This is a genomic window from Paenibacillus sp. HW567, from assembly GCF_000374185.1.
Classification (GTDB): Bacteria; Bacillota; Bacilli; order Paenibacillales; family Paenibacillaceae; genus Paenibacillus_AQ.
In genome coordinates this window covers 6,000,177-6,024,936 of sequence record NZ_KB910518.1, presented here as the reverse complement: position 1 = coordinate 6,024,936, position 24,760 = coordinate 6,000,177, and the positions used below count along the sequence as shown (strand labels likewise).

General features: G+C 46.2%; 21 protein-coding genes and 1 other RNA gene. 9 read left to right on the top strand and 13 right to left on the bottom strand.

All coding sequences use genetic code 11. The features are described 5' to 3' along the window. Positions 1–19 precede the first annotated feature (19 nt). From tpiA to ssrA, 7 genes are all read left to right on the top strand, one after another. Entirely contained in the window at positions 20–775 is a 756-nt protein-coding gene (gene tpiA / locus B212_RS0126740; protein WP_019914349.1) for a triose-phosphate isomerase, read from the top strand. A 1-nt stretch (position 776) separates the two neighbouring features. Then, positions 777–2,321, top strand: coding sequence for a 2,3-bisphosphoglycerate-independent phosphoglycerate mutase (gpmI, locus tag B212_RS0126735; RefSeq protein WP_019914348.1), 1,545 nt, complete (start codon positions 777–779; stop codon positions 2,319–2,321). 59 nt (positions 2,322–2,380) lie between these two features. After that, positions 2,381–3,667, top strand: coding sequence for a phosphopyruvate hydratase (eno, locus tag B212_RS0126730; RefSeq protein ID WP_019914347.1), 1,287 nt, complete (start codon positions 2,381–2,383; stop codon positions 3,665–3,667). Positions 3,668–3,864: 197 nt separating this feature from the next. Continuing rightward, a complete protein-coding gene (secG, locus tag B212_RS0126725) occupies positions 3,865–4,098 on the top strand; it encodes a preprotein translocase subunit SecG (protein ID WP_019914346.1) in 234 nt (77 codons plus the stop codon). 230 nt (positions 4,099–4,328) lie between these two features. After that, a complete protein-coding gene (gene rnr / locus B212_RS0126720) occupies positions 4,329–7,139 on the top strand; it encodes a ribonuclease R (RefSeq protein ID WP_036670187.1) in 2,811 nt (936 codons plus the stop codon). A 205-nt stretch (positions 7,140–7,344) separates the two neighbouring features. Continuing rightward, positions 7,345–7,824 (top strand): SsrA-binding protein SmpB, encoded by a 480-nt coding sequence (gene smpB, locus B212_RS0126715; protein WP_019914343.1) that lies wholly within the window; start codon positions 7,345–7,347, stop codon positions 7,822–7,824. A gap of 187 nt (positions 7,825–8,011) precedes the next feature. Next, positions 8,012–8,376: a transfer-messenger RNA gene (gene ssrA, locus B212_RS34105) on the top strand. Here ssrA and B212_RS34815 read toward each other — a convergent pair. From B212_RS34815 to B212_RS0126665, 9 genes are all read right to left on the bottom strand, one after another. After that, the gene (locus B212_RS34815) at positions 8,337–9,896 is read right to left on the bottom strand and encodes a recombinase family protein (RefSeq protein WP_019914342.1); all 1,560 of its coding nucleotides are present in this window, start codon (positions 9,894–9,896) and stop codon (positions 8,337–8,339) included. The genes ssrA and B212_RS34815 overlap by 40 nt on opposite strands. Before the next feature lie 328 nt (positions 9,897–10,224). Next, positions 10,225–10,686: a JAB domain-containing protein gene (locus B212_RS0126700; protein WP_019914340.1), complete on the bottom strand. Its 462-nt coding sequence runs from the start codon at positions 10,684–10,686 to the stop codon at positions 10,225–10,227. After that, positions 10,679–11,056 carry a hypothetical protein gene (locus B212_RS0126695; RefSeq protein WP_019914339.1) on the bottom strand — a complete coding sequence of 126 codons (378 nt, stop codon included), beginning with the start codon at positions 11,054–11,056 and terminating at the stop codon, positions 10,679–10,681. Before B212_RS0126695 ends, B212_RS0126700 begins: the two co-directional genes overlap by 8 nt. A 115-nt stretch (positions 11,057–11,171) precedes the next feature. After that, positions 11,172–11,810: a hypothetical protein gene (locus B212_RS0126690; RefSeq protein ID WP_156830231.1), complete on the bottom strand. Its 639-nt coding sequence runs from the start codon at positions 11,808–11,810 to the stop codon at positions 11,172–11,174. Positions 11,811–11,977: 167 nt separating this feature from the next. Next, the gene (locus B212_RS0126685; protein ID WP_019914337.1) at positions 11,978–13,609 is read right to left on the bottom strand and encodes a DUF927 domain-containing protein; all 1,632 of its coding nucleotides are present in this window, start codon (positions 13,607–13,609) and stop codon (positions 11,978–11,980) included. 81 nt (positions 13,610–13,690) lie between these two features. Beyond that, entirely contained in the window at positions 13,691–14,275 is a 585-nt protein-coding gene (locus tag B212_RS0126680; protein ID WP_156830230.1) for a hypothetical protein, read from the bottom strand. 638 nt (positions 14,276–14,913) lie between these two features. Then, positions 14,914–15,936, bottom strand: coding sequence for a helix-turn-helix domain-containing protein (locus B212_RS0126675; RefSeq protein ID WP_019914335.1), 1,023 nt, complete (start codon positions 15,934–15,936; stop codon positions 14,914–14,916). A gap of 124 nt (positions 15,937–16,060) precedes the next feature. Next, a complete protein-coding gene (locus tag B212_RS0126670; RefSeq protein ID WP_019914334.1) occupies positions 16,061–17,164 on the bottom strand; it encodes a copper amine oxidase N-terminal domain-containing protein in 1,104 nt (367 codons plus the stop codon). Positions 17,165–17,227: 63 nt separating this feature from the next. Further along, positions 17,228–18,217 (bottom strand): TcaA NTF2-like domain-containing protein, encoded by a 990-nt coding sequence (locus tag B212_RS0126665; RefSeq protein WP_019914333.1) that lies wholly within the window; start codon positions 18,215–18,217, stop codon positions 17,228–17,230. Positions 18,218–18,922: 705 nt separating this feature from the next. Here B212_RS0126665 and B212_RS0126660 point away from each other — a divergent pair. After that, a complete protein-coding gene (locus B212_RS0126660; protein ID WP_019914332.1) occupies positions 18,923–19,285 on the top strand; it encodes a helix-turn-helix domain-containing protein in 363 nt (120 codons plus the stop codon). A 44-nt stretch (positions 19,286–19,329) separates the two neighbouring features. Here B212_RS0126660 and B212_RS0126655 read toward each other — a convergent pair whose 3' ends face one another. From B212_RS0126655 to B212_RS0126635, 4 genes are all read right to left on the bottom strand, one after another. Beyond that, entirely contained in the window at positions 19,330–20,361 is a 1,032-nt protein-coding gene (locus B212_RS0126655) for a hypothetical protein (RefSeq protein WP_019914331.1), read from the bottom strand. A gap of 46 nt (positions 20,362–20,407) precedes the next feature. Beyond that, positions 20,408–20,860, bottom strand: a complete 453-nt coding sequence (locus B212_RS0126650; protein ID WP_019914330.1) for a hypothetical protein — start codon at positions 20,858–20,860, stop codon at positions 20,408–20,410. A 483-nt stretch (positions 20,861–21,343) separates the two neighbouring features. Continuing rightward, positions 21,344–22,402: a hypothetical protein gene (locus B212_RS0126640; protein WP_019914328.1), complete on the bottom strand. Its 1,059-nt coding sequence runs from the start codon at positions 22,400–22,402 to the stop codon at positions 21,344–21,346. Between the two features lie 138 nt (positions 22,403–22,540). Continuing rightward, entirely contained in the window at positions 22,541–23,461 is a 921-nt protein-coding gene (locus B212_RS0126635; RefSeq protein WP_019914327.1) for a restriction endonuclease, read from the bottom strand. Positions 23,462–23,634: 173 nt separating this feature from the next. Here B212_RS0126635 and B212_RS0126630 point away from each other — a divergent pair, with 173 nt between their 5' ends. Continuing rightward, positions 23,635–24,714 carry a BsuBI/PstI family type II restriction endonuclease gene (locus tag B212_RS0126630; protein WP_019914325.1) on the top strand — a complete coding sequence of 360 codons (1,080 nt, stop codon included), beginning with the start codon at positions 23,635–23,637 and terminating at the stop codon, positions 24,712–24,714. Positions 24,715–24,760 lie beyond the last annotated feature (46 nt).

Genomic DNA, 24,760 nt, shown 5'->3' with positions numbered 1-24,760 from the left:
AAGGAGGCAATCCATTACTATGAGCAGAACACCTATTATTGCCGGCAACTGGAAGATGTTCAAAACCGTTCCGGAAGCTGAAAGCTTCATCGCTGAAGTTAAAGGCAAAGCAGAGGTGGAAGGCGTAGAAACTGTTGTCTGCGCTCCATTCACGAATCTGCCTGCCCTGGTTGCAGCGGTTAAAGGCACCAGCATCAAAATCGGTGCACAAAACCTGCACTTTGAAGATAACGGTGCTTACACAGGCGAAATCAGCGGCGTAATGCTGAAGGATCTTGGTGTAGACTATGTTATCATCGGACACTCCGAGCGCCGTGCTTACTTTGGCGAAACGGACGAAATCGTGAACAAAAAGATGCATGCGGCATTCCGCCACGGCATCACTCCAATTGTCTGCGTTGGCGAAAAGCTCGAAGAGCGTGAAGCAGACCAGACAAAAGCTGTGTGCAAGGTTCAAACTGAAGGCGCATTTGCCGGCCTTAGCGCTGAGCAGGCAGCAAGTGTAGTCATTGCGTATGAGCCCATCTGGGCTATCGGCACAGGCAAATCCTCCACTTCACAGGATGCCAATGAAGTTATCGCCTACATCCGTACTCTTGTAAAAGATCTGTACGATGGAGCGACTGCTGAAGCTGTACGCATCCAATACGGCGGCAGCGTGAAGCCAGAGAATGTAACGGAGTACATGAGTCAAAGCGACATCGACGGCGCTCTTGTCGGCGGTGCGAGCCTGCAGCCTGCTTCCTTCGTTTCATTGGTTGAGGGGGCGAAGTAAGATGTCGGCTCCAAAACCTTTAGCACTAATCATCATGGACGGCTTCGGTTTGCGCAATACGACTGAAGGCAACGCTGTTGCCCAAGCCAACAAACCAAACTATGACCGTTACCTGAAACAGTATCCGAACACTACGCTTACCGCTTGCGGTGAAGCTGTGGGTCTGCCGGAAGGCCAGATGGGGAACTCCGAAGTGGGTCACCTTAACATCGGCGCCGGCCGGATTGTATATCAGGACCTGACCCGTATCGACAAGTCGATTCGTGACGGGGAATTTTTCGAGAACGAAACGCTGGTTGCTGCTGTAAGAAGCGCCAAATCAACCGGCAAGAAGCTTCACCTGTATGCGCTGGTATCCGACGGAGGGGTACACAGCCATATCAATCACCTGTTCGCCATGCTTGATCTGGCCAAGAAAGAAGATCTGCATGAAGTGTATATCCATGCTTTCATGGATGGACGCGACGTACCTCCCGACAGCGGACAAAAATTCGTTCGGGATCTGATCGCCAAGATTGAGGAAGTAGGCGTAGGCAAGATCGCTACGGTATCCGGCCGTTATTTCGCCATGGACCGTGACAAGCGCTGGGAACGTGTAGAGAAGGCTTACCGCGCTATGGTCTACGGTGAAGGCCCGAAATATACCGATGCGCTGCAAGCGATCACTGAATCCTACAAGAATTCCGTGTATGATGAATTTGTTGAGCCTAGCGTCATTGTGGACAGCGAAGGCAAACCGACAGCGACAGTAGAGAGCGGCGATTCCGTCGTGTTCCTCAACTTCCGCCCGGACCGTGCTATCCAGTTGTCGCAAGTGTTCACCAACTCGGATTTCCGCGGCTTCGACCGTGGTCCTTTGTTCCCGCAGGGCCTGCATTTCGTATGTCTGACTACCTTCAGCGAAACGGTTCAAGGTTATGTAGCTTATTCACCGAAGAACCTGGACAATACGCTGGGTGAAGTGCTTGTACAGCAGAACAAGAAACAACTGCGTATCGCGGAAACCGAAAAGTATCCGCACGTAACCTTCTTCTTCAGCGGCGGACGCGATGAAGAGCTTCCAGGCGAAACCCGCATCCTGATCAACTCGCCAAAAGTGGCAACCTACGATCTTAAACCTGAGATGAGCGCATACGAAGTGGCGGCGGCCTGCGTAGCGGAAATCGAAGCGGACAGACAGGATGCCATTATCCTTAACTTTGCGAACCCTGACATGGTAGGACACTCCGGTATGCTGGAGCCAACCATCAAGGCCGTAGAAGTTACAGATGAATGTGTGGGCAAGGTTGTGGATGCAGTAGTTGCCAAAGGCGGCGTTGCAATCATCATTGCCGACCACGGCAATGCGGACATGGTGTTTGATGAGAATGGACGTCCGTTCACGGCTCATACCACCAACCCGGTTCCTTTCATTGTAACGACTGAAAATGTTGTACTGCGCGAATCCGGTATTCTTGCCGATGTGGCTCCGACATTCTTAGATCTCATGGGACTTCCGCAGCCAGCGGAAATGACCGGACAATCCATGATTGCCAGCCGCAAATAGGCAGAACTCCTGCAATACCTGCAAGACAAAAACCAATGTTAAAAAGGAGATTAACTTACATGACTATTATTTCTGATGTGTACGCTCGCGAAGTCCTCGACTCCCGCGGTAACCCTACTGTAGAGGTTGATGTTTATCTTGAATCCGGCGCTAAAGGCCGCGCTATCGTTCCTTCCGGCGCTTCCACTGGCGCACATGAAGCCGTAGAGCTTCGTGACGAAGACAAAAACCGTTACCTGGGCAAAGGCGTTCTGAAGGCTGTTGAGAACGTGAACGAAATTATTGCACCAGAAGTTATCGGTATGGACGCTCTTGACCAACTGGGTATCGACAAAGCGATGATCGCGCTGGACGGAACTCACAACAAAGGCAAACTCGGCGCTAACGCAATCCTGGCTGTGTCGATGGCCGTAGCCCGCGCAGCAGCAGCAGCACTGGATATTCCTTTGTATGTATACCTGGGCGGATTCAACGCGAAACAACTTCCAGTTCCAATGATGAACATCGTTAACGGCGGCGCACATGCCGACAACAACGTTGACGTACAAGAATTCATGGTTCTGCCAGTTGGCGCACCTAGCTTCAAAGAAGCTCTGCGTACAGGCGCGGAAATCTTCCACGCTCTGAAATCCGTACTTAAAGGTAAAGGCCTGAACACTGCAGTTGGCGACGAAGGCGGATTCGCTCCTAACTTCACTTCCAACGAAGATGCATTGTCCTCCATCATGGAAGCTATCGAAAAAGCCGGTTACAAACCAGGCGTTGACGTATTCCTGGGTATGGACGTTGCTTCCACTGAGTTCTTCAAAGACGGCAAATACCACCTGGAAGGCGAAGGCAAATCCTTCACTCCTGCTGAGTTCGTTGACCTGCTTACTTCTTGGGCTGACAAATACCCAATCATCACCATCGAAGATGGCTGCTCCGAAGACGACTGGGAAGGTTGGAAACTGCTCACTGAAAAATTGGGCAACAAAATCCAACTCGTTGGTGACGACCTGTTCGTAACCAACACTGAGCGCTTGAACAAAGGGATCGAAGAAGGCATTGCTAACTCCATTCTGATCAAAGTTAACCAAATCGGTACTTTGACTGAAACCTTCGACGCTATCGAAATGGCAAAACGCGCAGGCTACACTGCGGTTATCTCCCACCGTTCCGGTGAATCCGAAGACAGCACCATCGCTGACATCGCTGTGGCAACCAATGCCGGCCAGATCAAAACAGGTGCTCCTTCCCGTACAGACCGTATCGCCAAATACAACCAATTGCTTCGCATCGAAGACGAACTGGGTGAACTGGCTCAATACAACGGCCTGAAATCCTTCTACAACCTCAAAAGATAATTGCTTTTGAGATAAGCTGCATGAGGCCTGCCGGATTCGGCAGGCTTTTTTTTGCATATTGGCTTAAGAAAGCTCTATTCTACCAGGTGGAAGGTTGTATTCGTACCAGGGCTATGATAAAATAAAAATGCTGTTTATGAAACGTGAAACCTAATTTAGCATAGATAGTGATGCTTGGACGTAGGAGGTGGAAGTGAATGGATATCTTTTTGAAAATAGTGCTCCTGATTTTTTCCGTCGGTCTGATTGCGGTCGTTCTTCTGCAAAAAGGGAAAAGCGCAGGTCTCTCCGGTGCCATCTCCGGCGGTGCTGAGCATCTCTTTGGTAAAACTAAGGCACGCGGTATGGAGCTCGTACTGCAGCGTGTAACGGTTGGACTAGCGGCAGGATTCTTTATTATGTCGATTCTAGTGGCTGTTCTGGTTGACTAAATTGCTTACAGTAAGCCTTTGCTCTATTCTGAATGGAATGGGGCAGGGGCTTTTTTGTTATAACCTGAGGTCCTTGATCATAACAGGGATGCTTGAGATTAATTTCGTGTATACTAGGGTATGTGGTATATAGAGGTAAAATTTACTTGAATGATTACAGGCAGTACAAGACAAGACATACATACATGCCAGCGGCATGAAAAATGCTGCGGAGGGCCGAGGTGACGAAGTTGATAACACAAGAGCAATTACTGGAGTTCATGCGGGAGACCGCTTATAAACCGCTCACATACGATGAACTGGTGAGCCATTTCGCGATAGAGGATAGTGAATCGTTCAAAGCCTTTGAGGAACTGCTGCTGGGGCTGGAGCAGGACGGCAAGATGATATTGACGCGCAATGGCCGTTATGGTGTGCCGGAGCGGATGGATATGCTGCGAGGGCGCTTGCAGGCACATGCGAAGGGTTTTGCTTTTCTGATACCTGATGACCGCGATCATCCCGATATCTACATTAATGCCAATGATCTGAAGGGGGCAATGAACGGCGATATTGTGCTGGTGCGCATAACGTCGAGAAGCTCGTCCGGCGGGCGTATGGAAGGCGAAGTTGTACGAATTGTCAAAAGAGGGGTGCTGCAGACAGTCGGCGTGTTCCAAAGCCTGGAGACTTACGGCTTTGTGCTGCCGGACGACAAGCGGATTAACCGCGATATTTTTATCCCTAAGATGTCCTTCAAAGGCGCGGTTGACGGCGAGAAGGTTGTGGTACGGATTGTGAGCTACCCGGAAGGCCGGGCAGCAGCGGAAGGGGAGATTATCGAGATCCTCGGGCATAAGGATGATCCCGGTGTGGACATACTGTCGGTGATCCGCAAGCATCAATTGCCGGAGGCTTTTCCGGCTGAGGTTATGCGTGAAGCGGAGCAGGCGCCGGATTCGATTACGGAGGAAGAAATCATCCAGCAGGGACGCCGGGATTTGCGCGGACTGAATATCGTCACAATTGACGGTGCGGATGCCAAGGACCTGGATGATGCGGTAAATGTCGCGCGTCTGGAGAACGGGCACTACAAGCTGGGCGTTCATATCGCGGACGTTGGTTATTACGTGCGTGAAGGCTCTGAGCTGGATAAGGAAGCTTATGACCGGGGCTGCAGCGTATATCTGGTGGACCGGGTTATCCCGATGCTGCCGCACCGCCTCTCGAACGGCATCTGCAGCTTGAACCCTAAGGTAGATCGGCTCACGATGTCCTGTGAAATGGAATTCGACGAGCATATGAAGGTCGTGAAGCATGATGTTTTTACGAGTGTGATTCGTACCAAAGAAAGAATGACCTACTCCGATGTCCGCAAAATCGTTGAAGATGAAGATCCCGGGCTGCTGGAACGCTACAGCCCTCTGATTGAAGACTTCCGTCTGATGAAAGAGCTTGCTATGAAGCTGCGGGATGCGCGGATGCGGCGCGGGGCGGTTGATTTTGACTTTGAGGAGAGCAAAATCATTGTCGATGAGACCGGCAAAGCAGTTGATATCGTGAAGCGTGAACGCTCGGTGGCAGAGCAGATTATCGAGGAATTTATGCTGGCGGCCAATGAGACGGTGGCGGAGCATTTCCACTGGCTGAAGGTACCGTTCCTGTACCGGATTCACGAAGATCCGGACCCGGAGAAGCTGCAGAACTTCATGGCCTTCGCGGCTAACTTTGGCTACCATGTCAAGGGCCGGGGCAACTCGGTGCATCCGCGTGCCTTGCAGGATTTGCTTGAGCAGATTCAAGGCACGAAGGAACAGACGGTAATCAGCACGATGATGCTGCGCTCCATGAAGCAGGCGAAATATGATGCAGAGAGTACGGGCCACTTCGGGTTGGCAGCGGAATTCTACTCTCACTTCACCTCGCCGATCCGCCGTTACCCTGATCTGGTCATTCATCGCGTAATGCGTGAGGTCATGGAGAGCGGTGGAGCACTGACGGAGAAACGTCATGAATATCTCGCCACCCGGATGCCTGACATTGCCCAGCAGTCCTCGGAGCGTGAGCGTGTAGCTGTTGAGGCTGAGCGTGATACGGAGCAACTGAAGAAAGCTGAGTTCATGCAGGACAAGGTAGGCGAGGAATTCGACGCCATGGTCAGCAGTGTAACCAGCTTTGGCATGTTCATTGAGCTGGACAATACCGTCGAAGGCCTGATCCGCCTCAGCGCGCTGACCGATGATTATTATCACTTCGACGAAGCCCATATGGCGCTCATTGGCGAGCGCACCTCCAAGGTGTTCCGCATCGGCGACGAGGTGAAGATCCGCGTCGCCAAGGTCAACATGGACGACCACACGATTGACTTCGAGCTGGTCGACATGAAGCCGCGCGCGGCGGGCGAGCACCGCAGCTACGGCGGCCGCCCCGGCAAGGGCGGCCGTGGGGGTAACGGCGGCTTCGCGGGGCCGTTCGGCAAAGCCGGCGGCAAGAACCGCGCCGGCGGTAAGGGCAAGCCCGGCAGCGCAGCAGCGGGCAAAGGCAAGTCCGGCGCGGGGGCACGCGCCTGGGAAGAGCCGCGCGCAGCGGCAGAGGCCAGCGGCGGTGCGCCGGCTGGCGGGCGCGGCAAGCGCGCGGGCGGCGGCCCGGCAGAGGCAGCGCGCCGGGCCTTCGCGGCCGTGGAGCGCGGCGGCGGCAGCGCGCGCGACCGGGACCGCAGCGGCGGGCGAAGCCGCGGCGGTGAGGCCGGAGGCGGTGCCGGGGGACGCGGCATCAGCTTCGGCTTTGGCTCCGGCAAGGGCGGCTATGGCGCCCCCACCGGCGGAGCAGAGCAGGGCAGCGAGCTGCGCGGCGTAGACGCCAGCACGCGGTTCCGCAGCCGCGAGGATCTCGGCAGCGGGGGAGCAGCCGGCGGCGAAGGCAAGAGCCGCCGCAAAAAGAAGAAGAAGGGCGGCGTCTTCATCAGCCCTTCCGTGACTCCGGGCAACGCTGAGCGGAGCGACAAGAGCGGCAAGCCTGAAGGCAGCGGCCGCCGCAAAAAGAAGAAAAAAACGAAAGAATAAGCGGAATGTGATAAGCGCGCTGTTTCCTTTGTAAGGGAGCAGCGTTTTTTTGAGAAAGAGTAACAAAGCATTTGCCATCGTAGTCTAAGCTGCACATTGCGGGGAGGATCATCCTTCCTTGCGTTCCCGCGCCCGCTTTTGATACAATATAGATCTGACGTTTGACTCTGTTCAAACGGGAAATCCGATTCAAGGAGTGACTCTCATGGGTAAAAAAGCAGACGGGAAAGTGCTCGCCCAGAACAAAAAAGCTTCCCATGATTATTTCATCGAGGACACGTATGAAGCCGGCTTGGTGCTGACCGGTACGGAAATCAAGTCGCTGCGTAATGGTCGCGCTAACATTGGCGACGCATTTGCCACCATTCGGAACGGCGAGATTCATGTGCACAACATGCACATCAGCCCTTTTGAACAGGGCAACCGCAGCAATCCTTCGGACCCGACACGCACACGCAAGCTGTTGATGCATAAGGTCCAGATTCACAAGCTGCTCGGACAGTCCAAGCAGGAAGGCTACTCGATTGTGCCGCTGAAGGTGTATGTGCGCAATGGCTACGCGAAGCTGCTGATCGGCCTGGGTAAAGGAAAGAAGCAGTACGACAAGCGCGATACCGCCGCCAAAAAAGACGCTCAACGCGATATCCAGCGTGCGCTGCGCGAGAAACAAAAGATCGCCAGATAGTCGTATCCCGGCTCTTCCTGCCGTTCCAGATCTACCCTTCAATTCCTTTAACCTACGTGTTAAAGTGTTGATAAATGTGCTATACTGTGTAAGTAAGATTTTTGCTTCGTGACAGTCCTCTATGACAGAGGCTCTGGATCTCTCTTGCTGGAAGATCCGCTCAATCCGAAGCGCCCTTTTCTAATGAGGGGCCGTTCTTGGATTCGACGGGGGTAGTTCGAGCATGAGCAGCGAGTAGTGGGGACGCGTCCGCTTCATCAACGCTAAAGCCTATTAAACGGCAAACAAAACAACAACTACGCTTTCGCAGCTTAATAACCTGTGTGCGTGCTTCTACCCTGCATCGCCCATGTGACAGGGATAGGGGCTAACAAGTAGTGGGATACGCTGTCTGGTCTCCGCCTGGGGTCAGCAGAAGAAGATAATCAGGCTGACCCAACGTATAGCCGGTTACGGGGCGATACTCGGGTGACATCAAAACTGTAACTACACTCGTAGAAACTTATGTGCCGTTATCTTCGGACAGGGGTTCGACTCCCCTCGGCTCCATCCTGTAAATCCACAACATTCAGTTTAAAGATGACATCTACATGTTCTTTGTAGATGACGACCTTCTTCACGTAACTGCCGATGAACTTCTTGATCTCCGGTATGTTGCGGTCAGCAATTTCATCTTTGAACCGGGAAAGCAGTTGTCGCAGAGTATCCTCTGTGATGGCTGCTTTTTCTTTTATAGGAGGTTTGATCTTCGAGAGTTGCTGCTCTATTTCTTCCCGTTGTTCCTCCAAAGAATTCATTTTCTCCAGAAGGGCGGAATTCGCAAAGCCGTCCGCCACCGCCTTAATGATGTTCTCCACTTGCCGGGTAATCCCATCCAAAGCTTTGGTCAAACGTACTTGCTCGCCTTTTTGCTTTTGATCTTTCGAGGCTTGGAAATCATTTAGCTGCTTTACGAGAATCGGAATCGCCTGATCGTTGAATATTTTCTCCTCGAGTTGCGCCAAGACGTAGTTTTCAATGTATTCTCTTCTTAGTTCCGGGTTTTTGCATTCCTTGGTCCGATCTCTGTTGCCGCAGCGATACGTTACATACTTGAGCTTATTCCTCCCGCTGTACTTGACGTTTCCGGCCATTGAATACAAAGTGCCGAGTTGTTTAAGGCACTCTCCGCAATAGCACAATCCGCTCAGCAAATACATTTCTTTTGCCTTATAGGAACCAGGACGCCCTTGATTATTTTTTATTTTTTCCTGAGCGGCCCAGAAGTCTTCTTTGGATATAATCACAGGCATACCACCCTCAATCCGAATGACGTCTTCATCCTCCTTTTTGCGGTTGCTATTTCGTTTGCCAGCGGCATCCTTGCTGTCTGTCAGGTTGTAGATATATACTCCAGTATACTTTTCATTGTTAAGAATGACGGGAAGACTGCCTTTGCTAATAGGCCGTCCATAGCGGGAGCGGTATCCTTTCTCTGCAAGCTCCCTGACAATCTGATTGTAGCCGTGTCCAGCCAAAAACATGGAGAACGTCGTCTCTACAATCCCCCGCTCCTCTTCATTAATAAGATAACGCTTCGTTACTGGGTCAACAGAGTATCCTATAGGAGGAAGTCCGCCTGTATGCTTACATTGATATGCCGTTTCCTTCATGCCTTTCATTACTTCACGGGCAAGGTTTCTGGAGTAATACTCAGCCATTCCCTCAATCACTGATTCCAGGATACCACTCTCGGGGGAATCGTCCAGGTTCTCGGTGACACTGAGGAGTCTTACTCCGTTCAAATTTAATTTTCGTTTATAAAAGGCGCTGTCATAACGATTTCTGCTGAAACGATCTAGCTTGTGCACAATAATATAATCGAACTTGTTATTCCCGCTGTCGGCTATCATTCTCTGAAATTCGGGGCGCTTATCTGATGTGGCAGATTTGGCTCTGTCAATATAAGTCTCTACTATGACATATCCTTTCTGCTTGCAATAAGCTTCAATAGCCCGCAGTTGCGCGTCAATAGATTCCTCCCGCTGGTTATCTCCAGAGAACCGTCCGTAGCTGCCTACTTTTTTAATCATTGCTTTCTCTCCCCTTGAGGTATGATTTGCAACAGTTCCCTTTCGGGAACCATTGCAATAGTAAGGAATTTAACGAGGGCGCTTTAAGATTTTATCCAGTAACTCAATTGCAGGTTCGTAATAATTTTCGGGTGTCTCCCGGGTTTTATCGGACTTCTTCCAGGAGAAGGAGTCAGGTTGTGTGGCATATTGATTCAAATTCTGACGCGAGACGCGAGTAGTGTATAACATATGCCTATCACCTCTTATTCTTTTTGTTTGCGATGGTCAATAATTTCAAAGACAAGCTGAGTAACGGCGGTTATGAGAGCGAGGATCGCTTTCTTCATTACATCAGCCCCCGTTCTTTCAAGCTGACAAAACTGCCGTCACTGCCGATGATGATGTGGTCAAGGAGCTCCACGCCCAACAGTCTACCTGACTGGCAAAGCCGGTCATTTACAATTAAATCCTCTTGACTGGGTGTAGGATCGCCCGATGGATGGTTGTGAAAACACATTAGGGATGCAGCGTTAGTGAGCATACAGACTTTGAACACTTCACGTGGATGCACCAGAGAGGCATTTAAGGTTCCCACTGAAATAATTTGAAAAGCGTTCGGTTGGTTTTTGGTGTCTAGCGTCATAATGCAGAACACTTCCCGGTCCCAGTTCTCCATGAACTGGCGGAATAATTTAGCGGCATCGTCAGGCTTACGGATAATACGTTGTGGGTAAAGTAATGATGTTTTCTCACGCACCATGCGAAGGGAGACAAACTCAATTCTTTTGGAAGCATTATTCTTACTCATGAACTGGCCCACCCTCGCAGAGTTTTGTAAGCCAGTCTTGCGATTTCTCGTCTAGTACAGCCATTGGGATGACGTAATGAGCCAACCAATCGTTGTCCAGCAAAACCCCAGCTCTAAAGGCGATAGCGCCAGAGAAATCAAAACGTTCTACGTATTCTAAACTCATGGGATGCCCGTTCAACAGCGACAGTACGTGGTCCCCTGGTTCACACAAAATGAGTGGGTGGGAGAGCAGATGCTCCAACTCCTCACCCGGTTCAGCCTCTGCTTGCAGTCCCTCTAAAAGGTCGGAAATGAAACGTCTCAGCATCTGGGGAAATACTTCGTGGTCCAACTCAGCCAGGTCTTCCTGCGATTGAATGATAATCATGAACTTGCTCCTTTCTAGTGATAGATATGGATTCAAGATCATGATATTTGGTCCAAAATGTCGTTAATTCAGTTTCGTAGCTAGGGGAGGTTGCGTTCTCTGGCTACTCAAAGCATCAATCATCTATATCATCCCAGTCGTATTGTGTGGGCGGCCAGTACCTTCCGTGGTCCTCATTGAGGGGCGGTTCCTCATCATCTTCGAATTTATAGCCATTGGAGCCATCATCAAAAAAATCTGGCTCGATGTCGTCGTTATCGTCTGGAATCGGATGAAAATATTCGTCCGATTCATTGCTGATTTCATCGAAAGGGTCGCCCAACAATTCAATGATCTCGTCCTCGTCTGGATCAGAAGGATCTACGAAGGGTATCACTGCCGCGACCCCAGCCCACATCCCCCCATTTCTCAGAGGACGATGCTCAATGCGGATATGGCATTCTTTGTCGATGATATCAACAGGGTCAAACTCCCTAGGTACAGCACCCAGTAATGCTTGAATGGCCCGGCCAGCTTTATTCGTCGTAGAGTAAGGAAGAATGTAGTTTTCCTGTACTCTTTTTGTATTGGACTGATGTTGAATTTCAAACTTGATTACAAGTTGATCGAACACGCCGAAAGGGGTTCTTACCCTTGTATCTACATAGGCCGAATCTACATAGGCGAAGAAGACTTTTTCGGGCAAATATACGTTTGGGGCATCGTTTCTACGCAGTGTCATTGTATTGACATCTCCTTTGTTTTGAGTGTCCACCCTCTTCACCCTCCGAAATTTGAATGAAGACCCGTAATGAAATTGGAATGTGAATGTTTTTATGATTCTTACCTTTTCAAAGGGTGAAAGGGTGGATTGAACAAATTTGCTTGGCTTACATCAACTCTTGCCCCACCCTGTATTCCTATTCAAAAAGGGTAGAAGGGTTAGACTGGATCAGAATCAGCGGATTCAACTATCCGAATGACATGGACCCGAGAACTGGAAGAGGCAGAGATAACCTTTTTTCGGGTGAACTTGTCGTTCTCATGGTCGATCAGGCCATCGGTCTTCCAAAGCTGTAGAATAGTTGAAGGATTTTCGAATCCACCCTTTTCCATAAGCGATTGAAATACAGTAGGGAAGATGTATATTTCCTTCAATATTTGGTCTTTCACAACCCATTTGCCCCAGACCGGTTCAATGGACGGAGTAACATCATTTACATAGAAATGGTTCTCCTGCATGTGAATGCACTCCATTAGATATTGGTAGGCATGCTTGCCTATATCTCTATGCCCGCTGGCTTGAGCGGTGGCGGAGATTAGCAGCCTGGACATGGCCTGTACATCTAAACCCCAATCAAACGCCTCGTTCGCCAGTTCGGCGGTCATCAAGAGGATGGCGATCTTGTCGGATAGACGCTGGGTAAACGTATCAGCATTAGAGAACTCAGCCTCAATACGCTTGCTCCAACTCTTCCAACGCATGTCTAACTGATCGAGGCCCTGTGCGAGCAGGTATTCGACAAACCGGGGACCCGCGTGTCCGTGATGTTTCAAGAGCCCTTCCTTGAGACGATTCGCGTTCTCCGCTGATTGGGTCCAATGAATATTGGACAATTCGGTAATACGGATTTGGCTCCCCGCATTTTTTGAACTGCTGCTGCTCAGCGAACGCTCCCCGTTGGAGATAATCGAGCCGCTCCATTGTCCGGAACGGCGAAGTGTTCCTTCGCTGTCGAGACGGCTTTTGTCCTTACCGGATGCCAATTGGTAAATCAGGTTGCCATAGTCGCCCTCCTGCATGGAAGCTTCGTCAAAGGCGACGGGAAGGCCCTGTATATCCCTCAACTGGGCAAGAACCGCATTACGGGTTCCGTTCCAATCCTTGAGCAGGCTGGAGTGGCCGACAATTGGTGTGCCGAATGTGGAGATGCTGAGCATGACTGCCGTCGTCTTCCCTTGCGTGCTATTTCCGCACAGGTGGAACAGCAATACTTCCCCGCCCGAAATATGATTGATACATGAGGCGACGGGGGCGCACAGTCCCAAGACGAGTGCCAATTCCAAAGGCGGGTGGCCCATTACCTCTTCCTTGACTAGACGATGCCAGTCTTCGTAGGTCCCTTTGGGATGAATCTGCAGCGGACCGGCGTATTGAGAATCCATTCCGATGGCCTGGTCATGCTTAAACACGGGCGGACTCTGTGAGAAATCAAAGCCGACGGTGGAATGAACCCGCTCAATTGGAAGTTGTTCCTCCTGATAACCAAGCCACTCTACAATAGCCGCAGCCTTCTGATCGGACACATCGACCCCGTACACTAAAAGCTCTGAGATTTTTCGCCGGGTAAGCAGGCCTCTTGAAATCTCTATCGTGTGACTGGAGCCTGCGTAATCAAACGACAGTTCTAAGGTGATTTTGCCCGTGTCATCATTAAGTAGCCGACGTATGATTTCAACCCTTCTTGAAATGGGAGTAGAGGAGGCATCTTCATTTCTTTTATATAAGGTATCCCCATCAATAAAGTATGGGGCGCTTGGGTTTGCTAGATTGTTGTTATTGGTGCTAACCATCTGCCGTCGCTCCTTCTGCCTATCATGCAAAAGTGATAATTGGTTAGGCAGGAGTCCCCGGAGGGACTCTGCCTAGGGCTCCTAGCAGTACAGAACGTCGATGTGGAAGCAGATGGAGGCCCCGATTATGCCTTGGTGAGCAAGCCGGAGGCGAATGTCAGGCCCATACATCTTATCTACGATGTACACAACATCCAGCACGGTGCTCACGTATTGTCCCTCCTCAGCCGCGCAGTAAAACCGCATTTGGTCGCCGACAGTCTCTGAACTGAGGACGTCAAATTCTTGGGAGATCCTGCTGCTGAAATCTTCCAAACCTACCGTCTGGCTTTGTACACGCAGCAGAATTTCATAGTGGGGCATGAACAGCAGTTGCTTCAGGGGCCAAGGGGTTTCTTTTTTTGCGTTCATGCTTACCGAATAGGCGGGCGACAGGTGAGATTGAATCTTGGCTTCAATTTCACCGGGCTCAAACCTTTCGATGAGTTCGAACAGGGAGTCATCATCGTCTATGGACTGCTCGAAAGCTGCTGCAAGCATTTCCGGATGGGAACGATTAATCAGCACATCCCGGTCGTACAGGTCCGACAGACTAATCGATCCGACCGCAACGATATTTCCTGGTTCCACGCCGTGATCTTTCTCCAGTTGGGACACGTAATTCATTGTGTCCTCCATAGAAACGGGGTTGTACGGCACGGGCAGAGCGACCTCTGTCTTTAGATACTGTAGAGCCGACATTGGGGAGGGATTTGCTTGGATGAAAAGATAGGAATGGATAGTTAACGAACCAGATTGAATCTGATTGACGATGATTGCTTTTTCTGACGGTTGTGCTGCACGAGCTTTAAAGGATACGTTTAACATTGTGAATTCCTCCCAGTAAAGTTTTTGGTGGTGGGTACGGCAGAGCGGCCCGAACATGGGTGAGCGAATGAAATACATATCATGTATCTCTTTTCGTGACTGTTGGGACGGGGCGAAGGAGCCCTAACCTTGTATTTGTTTTTGTCAAAGAGCTTGTTGAATCCTGTGTGACGGAGCAGCAGTATGTCCGCAGTGAGGGCAAAGTCAAGAATCCTTGTTCTGGTTTGATTCTTGAATTTAATTTAGGGTTCACCAGAAGCATGTCGATTTAGCATTAGCAACAATCTCCTTTCAGGGAAGTCTTACTTACTGCTACAGATTAACACTAGGATAGCTTTGGCTTCTTAGGTGTCATTGAAGTTTCTCTGCCCGAAATTCCACGCTAAAAAGCAGTAAGGCCTCAAGGGACTTACTGCAGCAGGGTCTCAAAAACTATATTATGATTTCCAAAAATGTGTCGTAATTTTTGGGATTGTTTTATTAATATTTTTATCGATCATTTCCTTATGCTTTTTGATGCTCTCTGTATCTGTTCTCCTTATCTTAGAGAATGCTATTTTCATTCTTTTCTCAAAACTTTGAATGGCATAGAAACCAGTTGTAGGTCGATTTTTCAAAAGGTAGGCCTTTACGTCTGATTTTTGGATTGATGTTTGTTTTTGGTCTCTTTGGAAATGAAAAAGAGCTGATTGATTACTTGGGGTCGTATACATTAGAAGATGTATGGGAGCTTCAACATTGTCATGAATATAATCTATTGTATTTTGAATAAACAGGTGATACTTTTTCCTGAACTCATCTTGGAATTTTCCTCTTATCCGTAATGACCGAGAGAACGATTTGACGGAAGAAATGTGCAGCGGTAAATGGGATAATGAGGGATCAACCCTGTCGTTGGATGAGCAACCTATATTGATTGCTATAAAGCAATAAAAATCCTTGGTATATCTGACAGTTTTAAATTCAACTTTGCCTTCGTCATTACCTAACTTGAAGACATGTATAAGCCAAATCTCTGAAGTTATCTCGTCTGCATCCTCCAAGTAATTTTGAAGATCTCTTGAATTTATTGAGGCGGCCGTTTCTTTTCTCGTAAAAGCGGATTGTTCAAGTATTCTCCTGCATGTAGAGTAAGAGGCCTTAGTCTCTATCTGTAACATATGGGGATACCAAGTATCCAATAAAAAACCGTGTTTTAAAGGGCTCTCTTTTAATAAGTCTTGAATAATGGAATGAGCAACAATTTTCTTCCTGCCTCTTGTTTCCTCTGTGATGGAGTTAATTCCTGCTTTATGATAATTCTTAATGTATCGTTGGACAGTGCGCTGGCTGATGCCCATAATACTGGAGATTTCCGCTGTTGAGAGCGCATCTTTTAAGTGTAGCAAAATGCAAGTTGCCCTTTGGCTAACCCTTTTGTTTTTATGTTGAATTAAATCTAAGATTTCTTTAAAGTCCATCTGTTAACTCCTCATTTTTATTTTTATTATAACGTCTGTTCTATTCGGATTAACAAAAAAAGTATCACCCCAAGTAGAGGCGATACTTTTCTAATTAACAAGAGAAAATAAAGGTATTGGCAAATCAAAAACTCCAGCTAAACTCCCCATAATTAGTGACAATCGTGACCTTATACGGTTGGCGCCAGCCCGTTTCCGCCTTGAAATTCTCCCCTAATGTGTTCTTGAACTGGGTGAGAGGCAAACTGAACGTCTGGTTCTGCCCATCAATGGTGATTGGGGACACAGGAGTGTAGGTGTAGTTGTCCTCGACCTTGATTTGGGTGATCATGAACGCAGGCTTCGGCGAGAAATCACCCACTAAGTTGTCACCCTCCAGGGCGATGGGACTGCCCATGTAACCGTACTTAATGTCGTCAACGGCGGCTTCGTCGGCTTTAGTAGGCGTACTTGCCTGATATGTCTCGGAGCGTACGATAGAGCCTGCATCGGTAACGAGGTTAATGAAATACATTTCCCCGTCAACGGGATTAAGTGGCTTGCCGCTGACGTCCAAAAAGGAGTCAAGGTCAATCGTGATGCCTACGTATCCCGGGGAAATGGGCAGTGGGGTCATCATGATTTTGCTGTAGTCCATGATCTGAATTTTTTGAATGTTCAAGTTACCCGACCAAGCGTCGATGATTTCCAACTTCCCATTTTTCAGTTTGACGGACAGCATGTCCAGCGCTTTTTGTTTGTAGCTGGGCTGACTCTCCAGATCGGAAGTGCTGATTTCGGGGCTGATGCTTGTGTTTGAAGTCGATGATCCGCTGGTAAGCACAACGGTGCTTGTCTTACTGTCGTACATTACGGCATAATCAAAGGCTTCGGCTACAGCTCTAGCTGGAAGGTACACCTTATTTTGAATGGATTGGGCGGGCACCTCCAATTGCTTGAACAGCTTACCGTTAAGAGTGACCTGTTTCTTGCCAACTGTTACGGTCACAGTCTTGTCTCCCTTAATTGCGGTGACGGTCTGCGTCTTGGCATCCCATTTGATCTGACCCACACCCAGAGCGGTGAGTAGTTCTCGCAGGCCGAAGAAAGTAGTGCCTTGTTGGATGAAGGAAGGGCTTGTGACTGCCGTCCCGTTGACGCTGAGCTTGACCGAAGCGGCGGAGGCTGTGCCGCTAAGAAGTATTAGGGCGGCGATGGAGGCGATAAACAATGATTTGAGTTTTTTCATGAATTGGAGTGCTCCTTTGGGAATAGATATGGTTGAACCAAAAGCTGAGTGAAACGTGAACTACTATTCAGCCTTGGCTATCGAACTGAACTGAAAGACTCCCTGACCGACCTGGAGGGCAGTGTAAGTCCAAACATTATCGGTCATTTTCTCTTTACCATCTGCAGAAACAACCATTATCTGCTCCCGTACTTTCATCGTGAGTTCGCCGCTCTCCTCGTTGTAAGAAGTTAATTGTATCTCGTAGCCGATTAACTCCTCGCGGGTGCCGTTGGTACTGAGTGTGTGGACCAGCTTTTGCTGCTGGGCGTAGAGATCACTGTCGTACAGTAGGTGAATTTCTACCAGCGAAAAGTCGCCATTGTTGATCGCTTCGATCAGGGAGCTCAGGTATCCAGTGTAGTTGTCCTCAAAAATAAAATCGTCAGAATTAGCGTTTCCGCCCTCAATGGCGGGGGAGTTTTCGGCGTTTGGAGATACTTCAAGCGCGGCGGATGAATCTTCAGTGGAAGACAGCCCACCGTCAAATGAGGTGATGCGGTACACAGCGTTGGGACCAACATTAAAGATCAGTTCGCTTACATCCTGGGGGTGGGTAACAAAGCCGACTCGGAGTGATCGCTGTCCGCCTGACAGGACAGTTGTTGTCTGGTTATCGGCAGTGTCTACTGTTTCAGCCGTAGGATCGTACTGCAGAAGCTCCTTGTTAATAGTGAGCAAGGTAAAGTCCCTACCGGAGACGTCAAGATCGTGTTCAGTGCCATTTTGCACCATGAGGTCAAAAACCAGAAACTCGTGGTCAAACACATCCTTGGTCATTTCGGCACTGTTGATTTGAATTAGCAAGCCCTTGTATTCTGTTTTCCAGAGATGTCCCGTCGGAGGCTGATTGACGGTTTCTTGATCGCTGGTAATAGTGATTGCGCTTCCTGCCGGAGTGGGTTCCGGGTTGTTTGTGCTGGAAGAGTGATTTGTTCCTACCATTTGGTTAGACCCGCAACCGGCAACAAAAAGCATGGAACTGAAAATCATAGCAAATATTATACGTTTCATATGAATCTCCTTATCTGTCGAAGTGTTGTTTTGAAAGTTTGGTCTGCCGCTGAGTTAATCCGCAAACAGCTTGCAGGCAGTGTTGCCGACGATTTGAGGGAGACGCCTTCGAAGATCGCACCGGTCAACCGCTTATCAGAGGTATCATTTTAGAACAAAATGTATGTGATTCCGTTCCCGCAGAGGCAAAGTTAAGCCATCGTGCGAACCTTATCCTCCTTTACGTCTTGCCCTGACATGATTGCAATGGTATCGATCATCCTGAATTGAATGTAGAGAACAGGAGATAGGTTTGCTGGGATTGCTGCTGGCAGGGTGATAATGCCACTTAGTTCGGTCAAGAAGCCGTTTGTTGCTTTTGGCGTTCTGCCTGCGGATCAGAATGCTAATTTGATCGTTCAAATCCCCTTTCTTCTACATAAAATTATTCGCCAGATCGTGGGCACCTCTTGTTCCCGGAATGCCCCCTGTTACTGCTCTTTCACAAACTTAGTCTAACGCTTTGGTTATCTCCTGTTCATCAAGTGCCAATCCGCGCTCCTTCTTCCTGCTGATAGATACAGCCATTTGTGAACTTAAAACTTGTAGTCTATGGCTCATTATACTGAATATATAAGTATATATACAATGATAAATGAATATATAATATACTTTAGGTTTATTCAATCCTTCTCTAGCATGATACATAGAAGGATTGGTGATCGGATGACAGAGTTGAAGGTTCTAGTTGGTAAGCGTCTTCGTCAAATGCGAAGCGAGAAAGGGCTAACTCAAGCGGCACTTGCAGAACGGGCGGATATGATTGATACATATTTAGCGGGGATTGAGCGTGGGGAGCGGAATATTGCACTTGAAACGCTTCAAAAAATTGTAACTGCTCTTGAAGTAGAGCCGATTGATGCTTTTCGCTTTGGTGAACTGGAATTGGATGAAGGGCTTGAGGAGAAGAGAGATTCAATTCGTTTGCTGGCGGCATTTTTAGAAGAAAGAAGTCTGGAAGAAATCAAGCTTGTGCGAAAGATAGCTCAAGATATAATGAAAACAATTGATTTAGAAAAATACAGTTAGTTAAATTAGCTGGCCTCATTGGGTGTATTTGCAAATGTGGTTTTCTAATTTTCAGAGATAAGATACTTAGAATTAACCTGTAACTTCTCTCCCGCATGAAGTTGGTAAAAGCGCATATCTCTTGTGGATTGGTTGGCCTGTTCCGTAAAGGCGCGGCTAATCTCAGGCTTATCAAACACCCAAAAGTCTCTTTGCCGCTGCTGGCTAAAGAGGCTTATGAGCGCGTAGTTAAAGCTAGCCTCGTTGCAGATCCCGGCGGTTCCCACAGGCAGCAGGCCGACAATCTCTCCCACAGTGAACTCTGTTGAGGAATTGCTCTGTGCCTCCAACGAAAGAAGGAAGCAGGCAAATAGTACGTCGCAGTTGGCGCGCCCGATTATATGTTCCATCCTGAATCGCTCAGAAGTAAGTCCATCCCATGTAAAAGTGCGAATGGTGGGTTCAATGGTCCTGAAGTCCGGTGACACCAACTTGTAGGCGTGCCTGTTCCCGTAGGCCTTCAAGAAACGATCAAGCTTTATTCTAGAATATCCTTTATAAGGAAGTTTGGGCAGGATTGATCGAAAAAAGACTTTGTAATCCTCTAGATTGGTATATTCCAGCCCCGTACTTACCGTTTGTTCGGAATGACCGATTTCATGTAGTAATTCCCGCATTGCTTCCATTCGGTGGCGATCTACAAGTTCAAAATCTTCCGGACGTTGAAGGTGAAATAAAAATGCTGCTGCAGAAAAGCCAGTGTTCCAATCTGGAAGATGAACCTGCCAGAAGCGAAATATCTCCTGTGGCTCTGCCGAAGCTAGTGGTATGAACTCCTCCCAGGTTTTAAGAATTGCAGAGATTGTACGCGACACGGAAGAAGGTAAACTCTGGCGCTGCCAGCATCCGAAATGCCATCCTAGCGCTTTTTTGAGAAGGGGAAGCGGCACAGTGTCCGGATCAGAGAAAATTGGGTACCAGTCCAAAATCGGCTCTACAGGATACCTAGCGTAGGGGAAACGTAATAAGTGTTCGTCAATACGATCTTGAATGAGGGTCAGTAAGGACCGTTTTTCTTTTTCGTTTAGCGTGTTCATATCTTGCTCCTTTCAAATATGCTGCGGTTCAGATAATCATCATCCCTCATTGTTCAAAAGGATCCTCTGTACTCTTTAGCTGCGTAACTTCCATAGCTTTGAGTAACTCCAATTCTTCAAGTGCAGCCTCCTTGACTTCATTCGAAATCCACAAAGGAGTGGCTAAAGCTGAAACCCATTCTAAAGCTAACTCATTCGGACTTCCCTCAATCATGGGCGGTTCGTCAGCTAGAGTTTGCTCATTAAGAAGGTACGGATGTTCCCCCTTTAGAATAATGTCGATTTCGGTTCCATCCCAGTACGGATTGATAGATTTCCCCTCTCGGTAGGTCATTGCCACTCTCAATCTTAGGATTGTTTCCTCAGTAAAGGCTCCATCTGCCACCTTTCGTATAGCAACGGCCAGCAAATGAGTGGCCCCGTCGTAATCGAAAGTCTTGTTTAGAAGCTCTAAAATCTTTTGTCTTAGTGATTCGTTGATGCAGACATCTTCGTTCATACTCTTCTCCTCCAAACATTTTGGTTTCAAAGATATGATATTTATTTATAGATTGAGACTCTACAAAAACAGACATGTATTAATCTTTTTAGATTTACGACTTATTAGCCCAGACAGCCTTAATAAATTTTCGCTACACGCTAATTTTGTTTTTGAGGAGGTTTTTAAAAAAAATGTATTGGCGGAAACTATATGTATCTACTGGAGAAAGGCCTGTTGAAAATGCAATAACGTTTAAAAATCCAGTTAAAGGCTTGAAAAAATTAGTGAGCAAGATATTTAAGTAGACAATACGTGAGCTGAAAATTAACAAAAATGAGCAACCCCTGAAGGGTTGCTCATTCATAAAACATACAACATTGATTCCTCTCCCTACAGACCTAGGAACTGGAATGGTGAGATGAAGGGAAAGAAAAAGTAATAATTATTTTTGTGGAATAGAGTCTGTACAGTTTGGGTGTTTGAGATCATTCAAGCTAGGATTTATGTTAGGTCATGCTCTTTTAGTATGAAACGAAATTCTTTGAATTTTCCAGGGATTTTATCTGAGGTTGACAGTACGTCATTTGTAATTTCTCCTAAATAACGATAATACATATAGACTCCTTTTCTAACTTGCACTCTGAAAGTTTTGGAAATATATTGGCTAAAATCATCTACAGTACAATTTATATTCTCTGTAAAGTATTTCGTCGTAACTTCCTCGATATCTATGGATATTTTCTTTTTTTGAGATCTATATACTAGTTCTTGATAAAGTATTTTAAAAGCATTATTATTAATATTCTTCTTTTCCATAAGTCTCTTTAGGTCTTCCAAGAGTTTTCTTAATGTTATTTCGCTGCTGTTTAAACTAGGTAATGAGTAGGAAGGGAAGAGTTCATTCATATATTTCAGAATGGTTTTTGAGTCTCCATTCACTACCGCGTGATTGTATTGAGAAAATATTTGATATAAATGCGATATTAAATCGTAGTGTTTATCAGTTAATAGGCTCGAAATATATCCGTAATTTTCTCTCCATTTATCATTTGTGTTTAACTTAGGTAATTCTTTAGGAAAAGTCTTATTACTAAAAATATTTTTTTTAGCTTCTGAAAGAATCTTCAAGGAACTTTTTATATCATTATGTAAAATTAGGCTCTGTTTTGATATTTCCCTTTTTTCAATGATTTTTCTGTGATAGGTAGGAGCTACAAAAGCTACAAAAAGTGAAATAACTAATCCGTAATATGAACTTAAATTAGGAATATTTAGCTTAAATAACATTTCATGATTGAAATATAACAAGCCGGAGATTGCCCATATTAAACTAATCAGTAATAATGTTTTCTTGAAATTTAGAACTGAATTTAAACAGTCTTTGATTTTTTCATAGAGTATGGGATCCCTTTTTTTTAATATTGATTGTAAGATGTCTGATAAGATATCTATTATACTTTTTAAAAGTATAACTACACTTAAAGGGAAAAAGGTAACTATAAGTGGTATACAAGCAATGAATATTTCTAAATCGCTACCTGTAGTGGGGATATTGAACATAATAAGGCCTCCTTATTTTGTATATATTTACTATACCATAGACTATGGATCTAGATATTGTTTTTTTGAATGAATAGATTACTATATATTGATAAAATTTTTGATTCTGTTTGCCTTGCGTTTTAATGAGATATTTTATTAGATTTTACTCATTTGCGTTAAAGGGTCTATGTAAATTAAACCCTTCGTTTGAGCTGCGCGAATTTTAACATCAAGCATTTCTGTAAATAAGAGTCTACCTTCAAATACGGCGCTTAAATCTCCCCCATCAATAAGAATAGTTTTTATGGATTTACCTTGAATTAGCATGGTAACTGCATCTTTTGAGAAACCATTAACAGAAATAAAAAAACCACGTCCATACATTTTACCTTCAACTTTATATGCAAATTGATAAAGCGCATCATTAGCACTTAATGTGTCTTGCCATTTTGCCTCAATAAGATAATGCTCTCCATCATATTTTAATGCCCCATCAATTTGCTCTCCCATTATCTTAAAAGAGTCTGATGAGTTGATTTTTTCTAAACGACTTAAATCGTTAAGTAATTTTTCAAATTGATAACCCCTTTGTTGAGAATTAAAGATTTTATCCTTATATAGATTTATGAATTGAGTATTTAGTTGAGCTAAAGTTGGACCAGTCTGATTGGAAGTTCTGGCCGCTTCATATCTTCTTCTTTCTTCATGGATTTTGGCATCTCGAATTTCTTGTAATTGTTTTAGATGATTGATTTGTCGCTGTGCCTCTAATTTATCTAGTTTTTTTAAAGTTTCGAAATAGTACGGGTCAAAATTACTCCATTGTATTAAGGAAAATAGCATTGCTCTAAACTGTCCAATCCCGCCATCATCACGAGAATGCAAAGCTTCAAAGACTCTATCTATAATATGGGCTCGTGGTAATTTTTCTGATTCGTAATTCTTAACAGAGGCTAAATCCCGATTAGTACAACTATTATTCTTAAAGAAATCAATAATCTGAGTTTTAGGCCAAAATATTGCAAGTATACAGGTTCTCATAGAATCTGTGATATCCTTAGGGAATTTTGTGGACATAAGAGTTGAGCATCTCCTTAAAAGTGATTTGAAAATAAATTATTCTTTTAACAAAAAAACATCTGGTGCTTAATTTATTTGTCTGTAGGTTATTTTTTTGACTTGCAGATGTGAATTGCTTTATAATACTTTATATTAATCAATTTGTAAATAACCGTATGAGGAGGATTCTTATGAAATGGTATGAATATATTTTACCTGATGTCGAAGCTATTAAAGAGCGGCTTCAAGTACTTATTCCTGAAAATGTAGAGGAAGCAAATTATGCACGTAATATTGTTGCGTCTCGAACAATTTTTGTAATGCTTTATAGCTTTGCTATCGAAGGAGAAGAAGGGAGAATCCGTCCCTCAACAGTAACAATTATGACTGATGAGCAAGCAGAAATATTATCACCAGAAGAGAGAAGGAGATGGCTTAAACAGATGCAAAGCCCCAAAAAGCCTTTTTTAGAGAAGAGGTGGTACAGTGAAAACACTCGAGAATCAATTCGCGATGATACCATTTCTACTTTAAAAAGACTTGGCGCTGTGAAGGAACAAGAGGGAATCCCTACAACCTCTTCTAAGCCAAGATACTACTTATCAAAAGAATTCGTTGAACTACTGAATCCAGAGCTTGATCTAGCACAGCTTACAGAGTCATTTCTAAACTGGCAAAAAAAGAACTTGCATAAGGGTGCAATAATTATTCAAGAACTTCGTGAGCTAGAGAAACGTAGTGTCATTGAGGTTATCCATGGTAATAGTAAGACATTTCTGGCACCAGGAAAGAGCTCTGTCCTTACAAAATTAGCAGTTGAAAGCTTTGCGAAAAATTTTTTTAATAAGCCAGAGGTACTGTTGATAAGCGAATCAGCAGAAAAAATTCATTGGCAATTTGGAAAGCTCTTGGACAGATTGAAATTGACAGTAAATCCAAAAAAATTACTACCAGATCTAATTATTGTTGAAACAGCAACAAAGGAAGATGAAGATCAGTTTCTTTTCGTATTTATTGAAATTGTTCATACTGATGGCCCTATTACAGGCGAGCGGAAAGAAGAGCTGACTTTACTTGCAAAAAACAGTGGAATTCGTGAGGAGTATTGTATCTTTGTTACCGTTTTTGCTTCGCGTTCCGATTCTGCATATCGTAAAGTTCAAAGCAGTTTAGCATGGGGATCATTTGCGTGGTTTGCTGATGAGCCAGAGCGGCTCATCCATTTAATTGATCCAATTGGAAAGCAACTAAAGTTATCAGAAATGATTTAAATAAAAAAGTCCATCTTGTTTAAGTAACAAGATGGACTAATATAAA

Coding starts and splice junctions, on each gene's coding strand:
- tpiA (WP_019914349.1), top strand. CDS start 20: ATGAGCAGAACACCTATTATTGCCGGCAACTGGAAGATGTTCAAAACC.
- gpmI (WP_019914348.1), top strand. CDS start 777: ATGTCGGCTCCAAAACCTTTAGCACTAATCATCATGGACGGCTTCGGT.
- eno (WP_019914347.1), top strand. CDS start 2,381: ATGACTATTATTTCTGATGTGTACGCTCGCGAAGTCCTCGACTCCCGC.
- secG (WP_019914346.1), top strand. CDS start 3,865: ATGGATATCTTTTTGAAAATAGTGCTCCTGATTTTTTCCGTCGGTCTG.
- smpB (WP_019914343.1), top strand. CDS start 7,345: ATGGGTAAAAAAGCAGACGGGAAAGTGCTCGCCCAGAACAAAAAAGCT.
- B212_RS34815 (WP_019914342.1), bottom strand. CDS start 9,896: ATGATTAAAAAAGTAGGCAGCTACGGACGGTTCTCTGGAGATAACCAG.
- B212_RS0126700 (WP_019914340.1), bottom strand. CDS start 10,686: ATGAGTAAGAATAATGCTTCCAAAAGAATTGAGTTTGTCTCCCTTCGC.
- B212_RS0126695 (WP_019914339.1), bottom strand. CDS start 11,056: ATGATTATCATTCAATCGCAGGAAGACCTGGCTGAGTTGGACCACGAA.
- B212_RS0126685 (WP_019914337.1), bottom strand. CDS start 13,609: ATGGTTAGCACCAATAACAACAATCTAGCAAACCCAAGCGCCCCATAC.
- B212_RS0126680 (WP_156830230.1), bottom strand. CDS start 14,275: ATGAATTACGTGTCCCAACTGGAGAAAGATCACGGCGTGGAACCAGGA.
- B212_RS0126675 (WP_019914335.1), bottom strand. CDS start 15,936: ATGGACTTTAAAGAAATCTTAGATTTAATTCAACATAAAAACAAAAGG.
- B212_RS0126670 (WP_019914334.1), bottom strand. CDS start 17,164: ATGAAAAAACTCAAATCATTGTTTATCGCCTCCATCGCCGCCCTAATA.
- B212_RS0126665 (WP_019914333.1), bottom strand. CDS start 18,217: ATGAAACGTATAATATTTGCTATGATTTTCAGTTCCATGCTTTTTGTT.
- B212_RS0126660 (WP_019914332.1), top strand. CDS start 18,923: ATGACAGAGTTGAAGGTTCTAGTTGGTAAGCGTCTTCGTCAAATGCGA.
- B212_RS0126655 (WP_019914331.1), bottom strand. CDS start 20,361: ATGAACACGCTAAACGAAAAAGAAAAACGGTCCTTACTGACCCTCATT.
- B212_RS0126650 (WP_019914330.1), bottom strand. CDS start 20,860: ATGAACGAAGATGTCTGCATCAACGAATCACTAAGACAAAAGATTTTA.
- B212_RS0126640 (WP_019914328.1), bottom strand. CDS start 22,402: ATGTTCAATATCCCCACTACAGGTAGCGATTTAGAAATATTCATTGCT.
- B212_RS0126635 (WP_019914327.1), bottom strand. CDS start 23,461: ATGTCCACAAAATTCCCTAAGGATATCACAGATTCTATGAGAACCTGT.
- B212_RS0126630 (WP_019914325.1), top strand. CDS start 23,635: ATGAAATGGTATGAATATATTTTACCTGATGTCGAAGCTATTAAAGAG.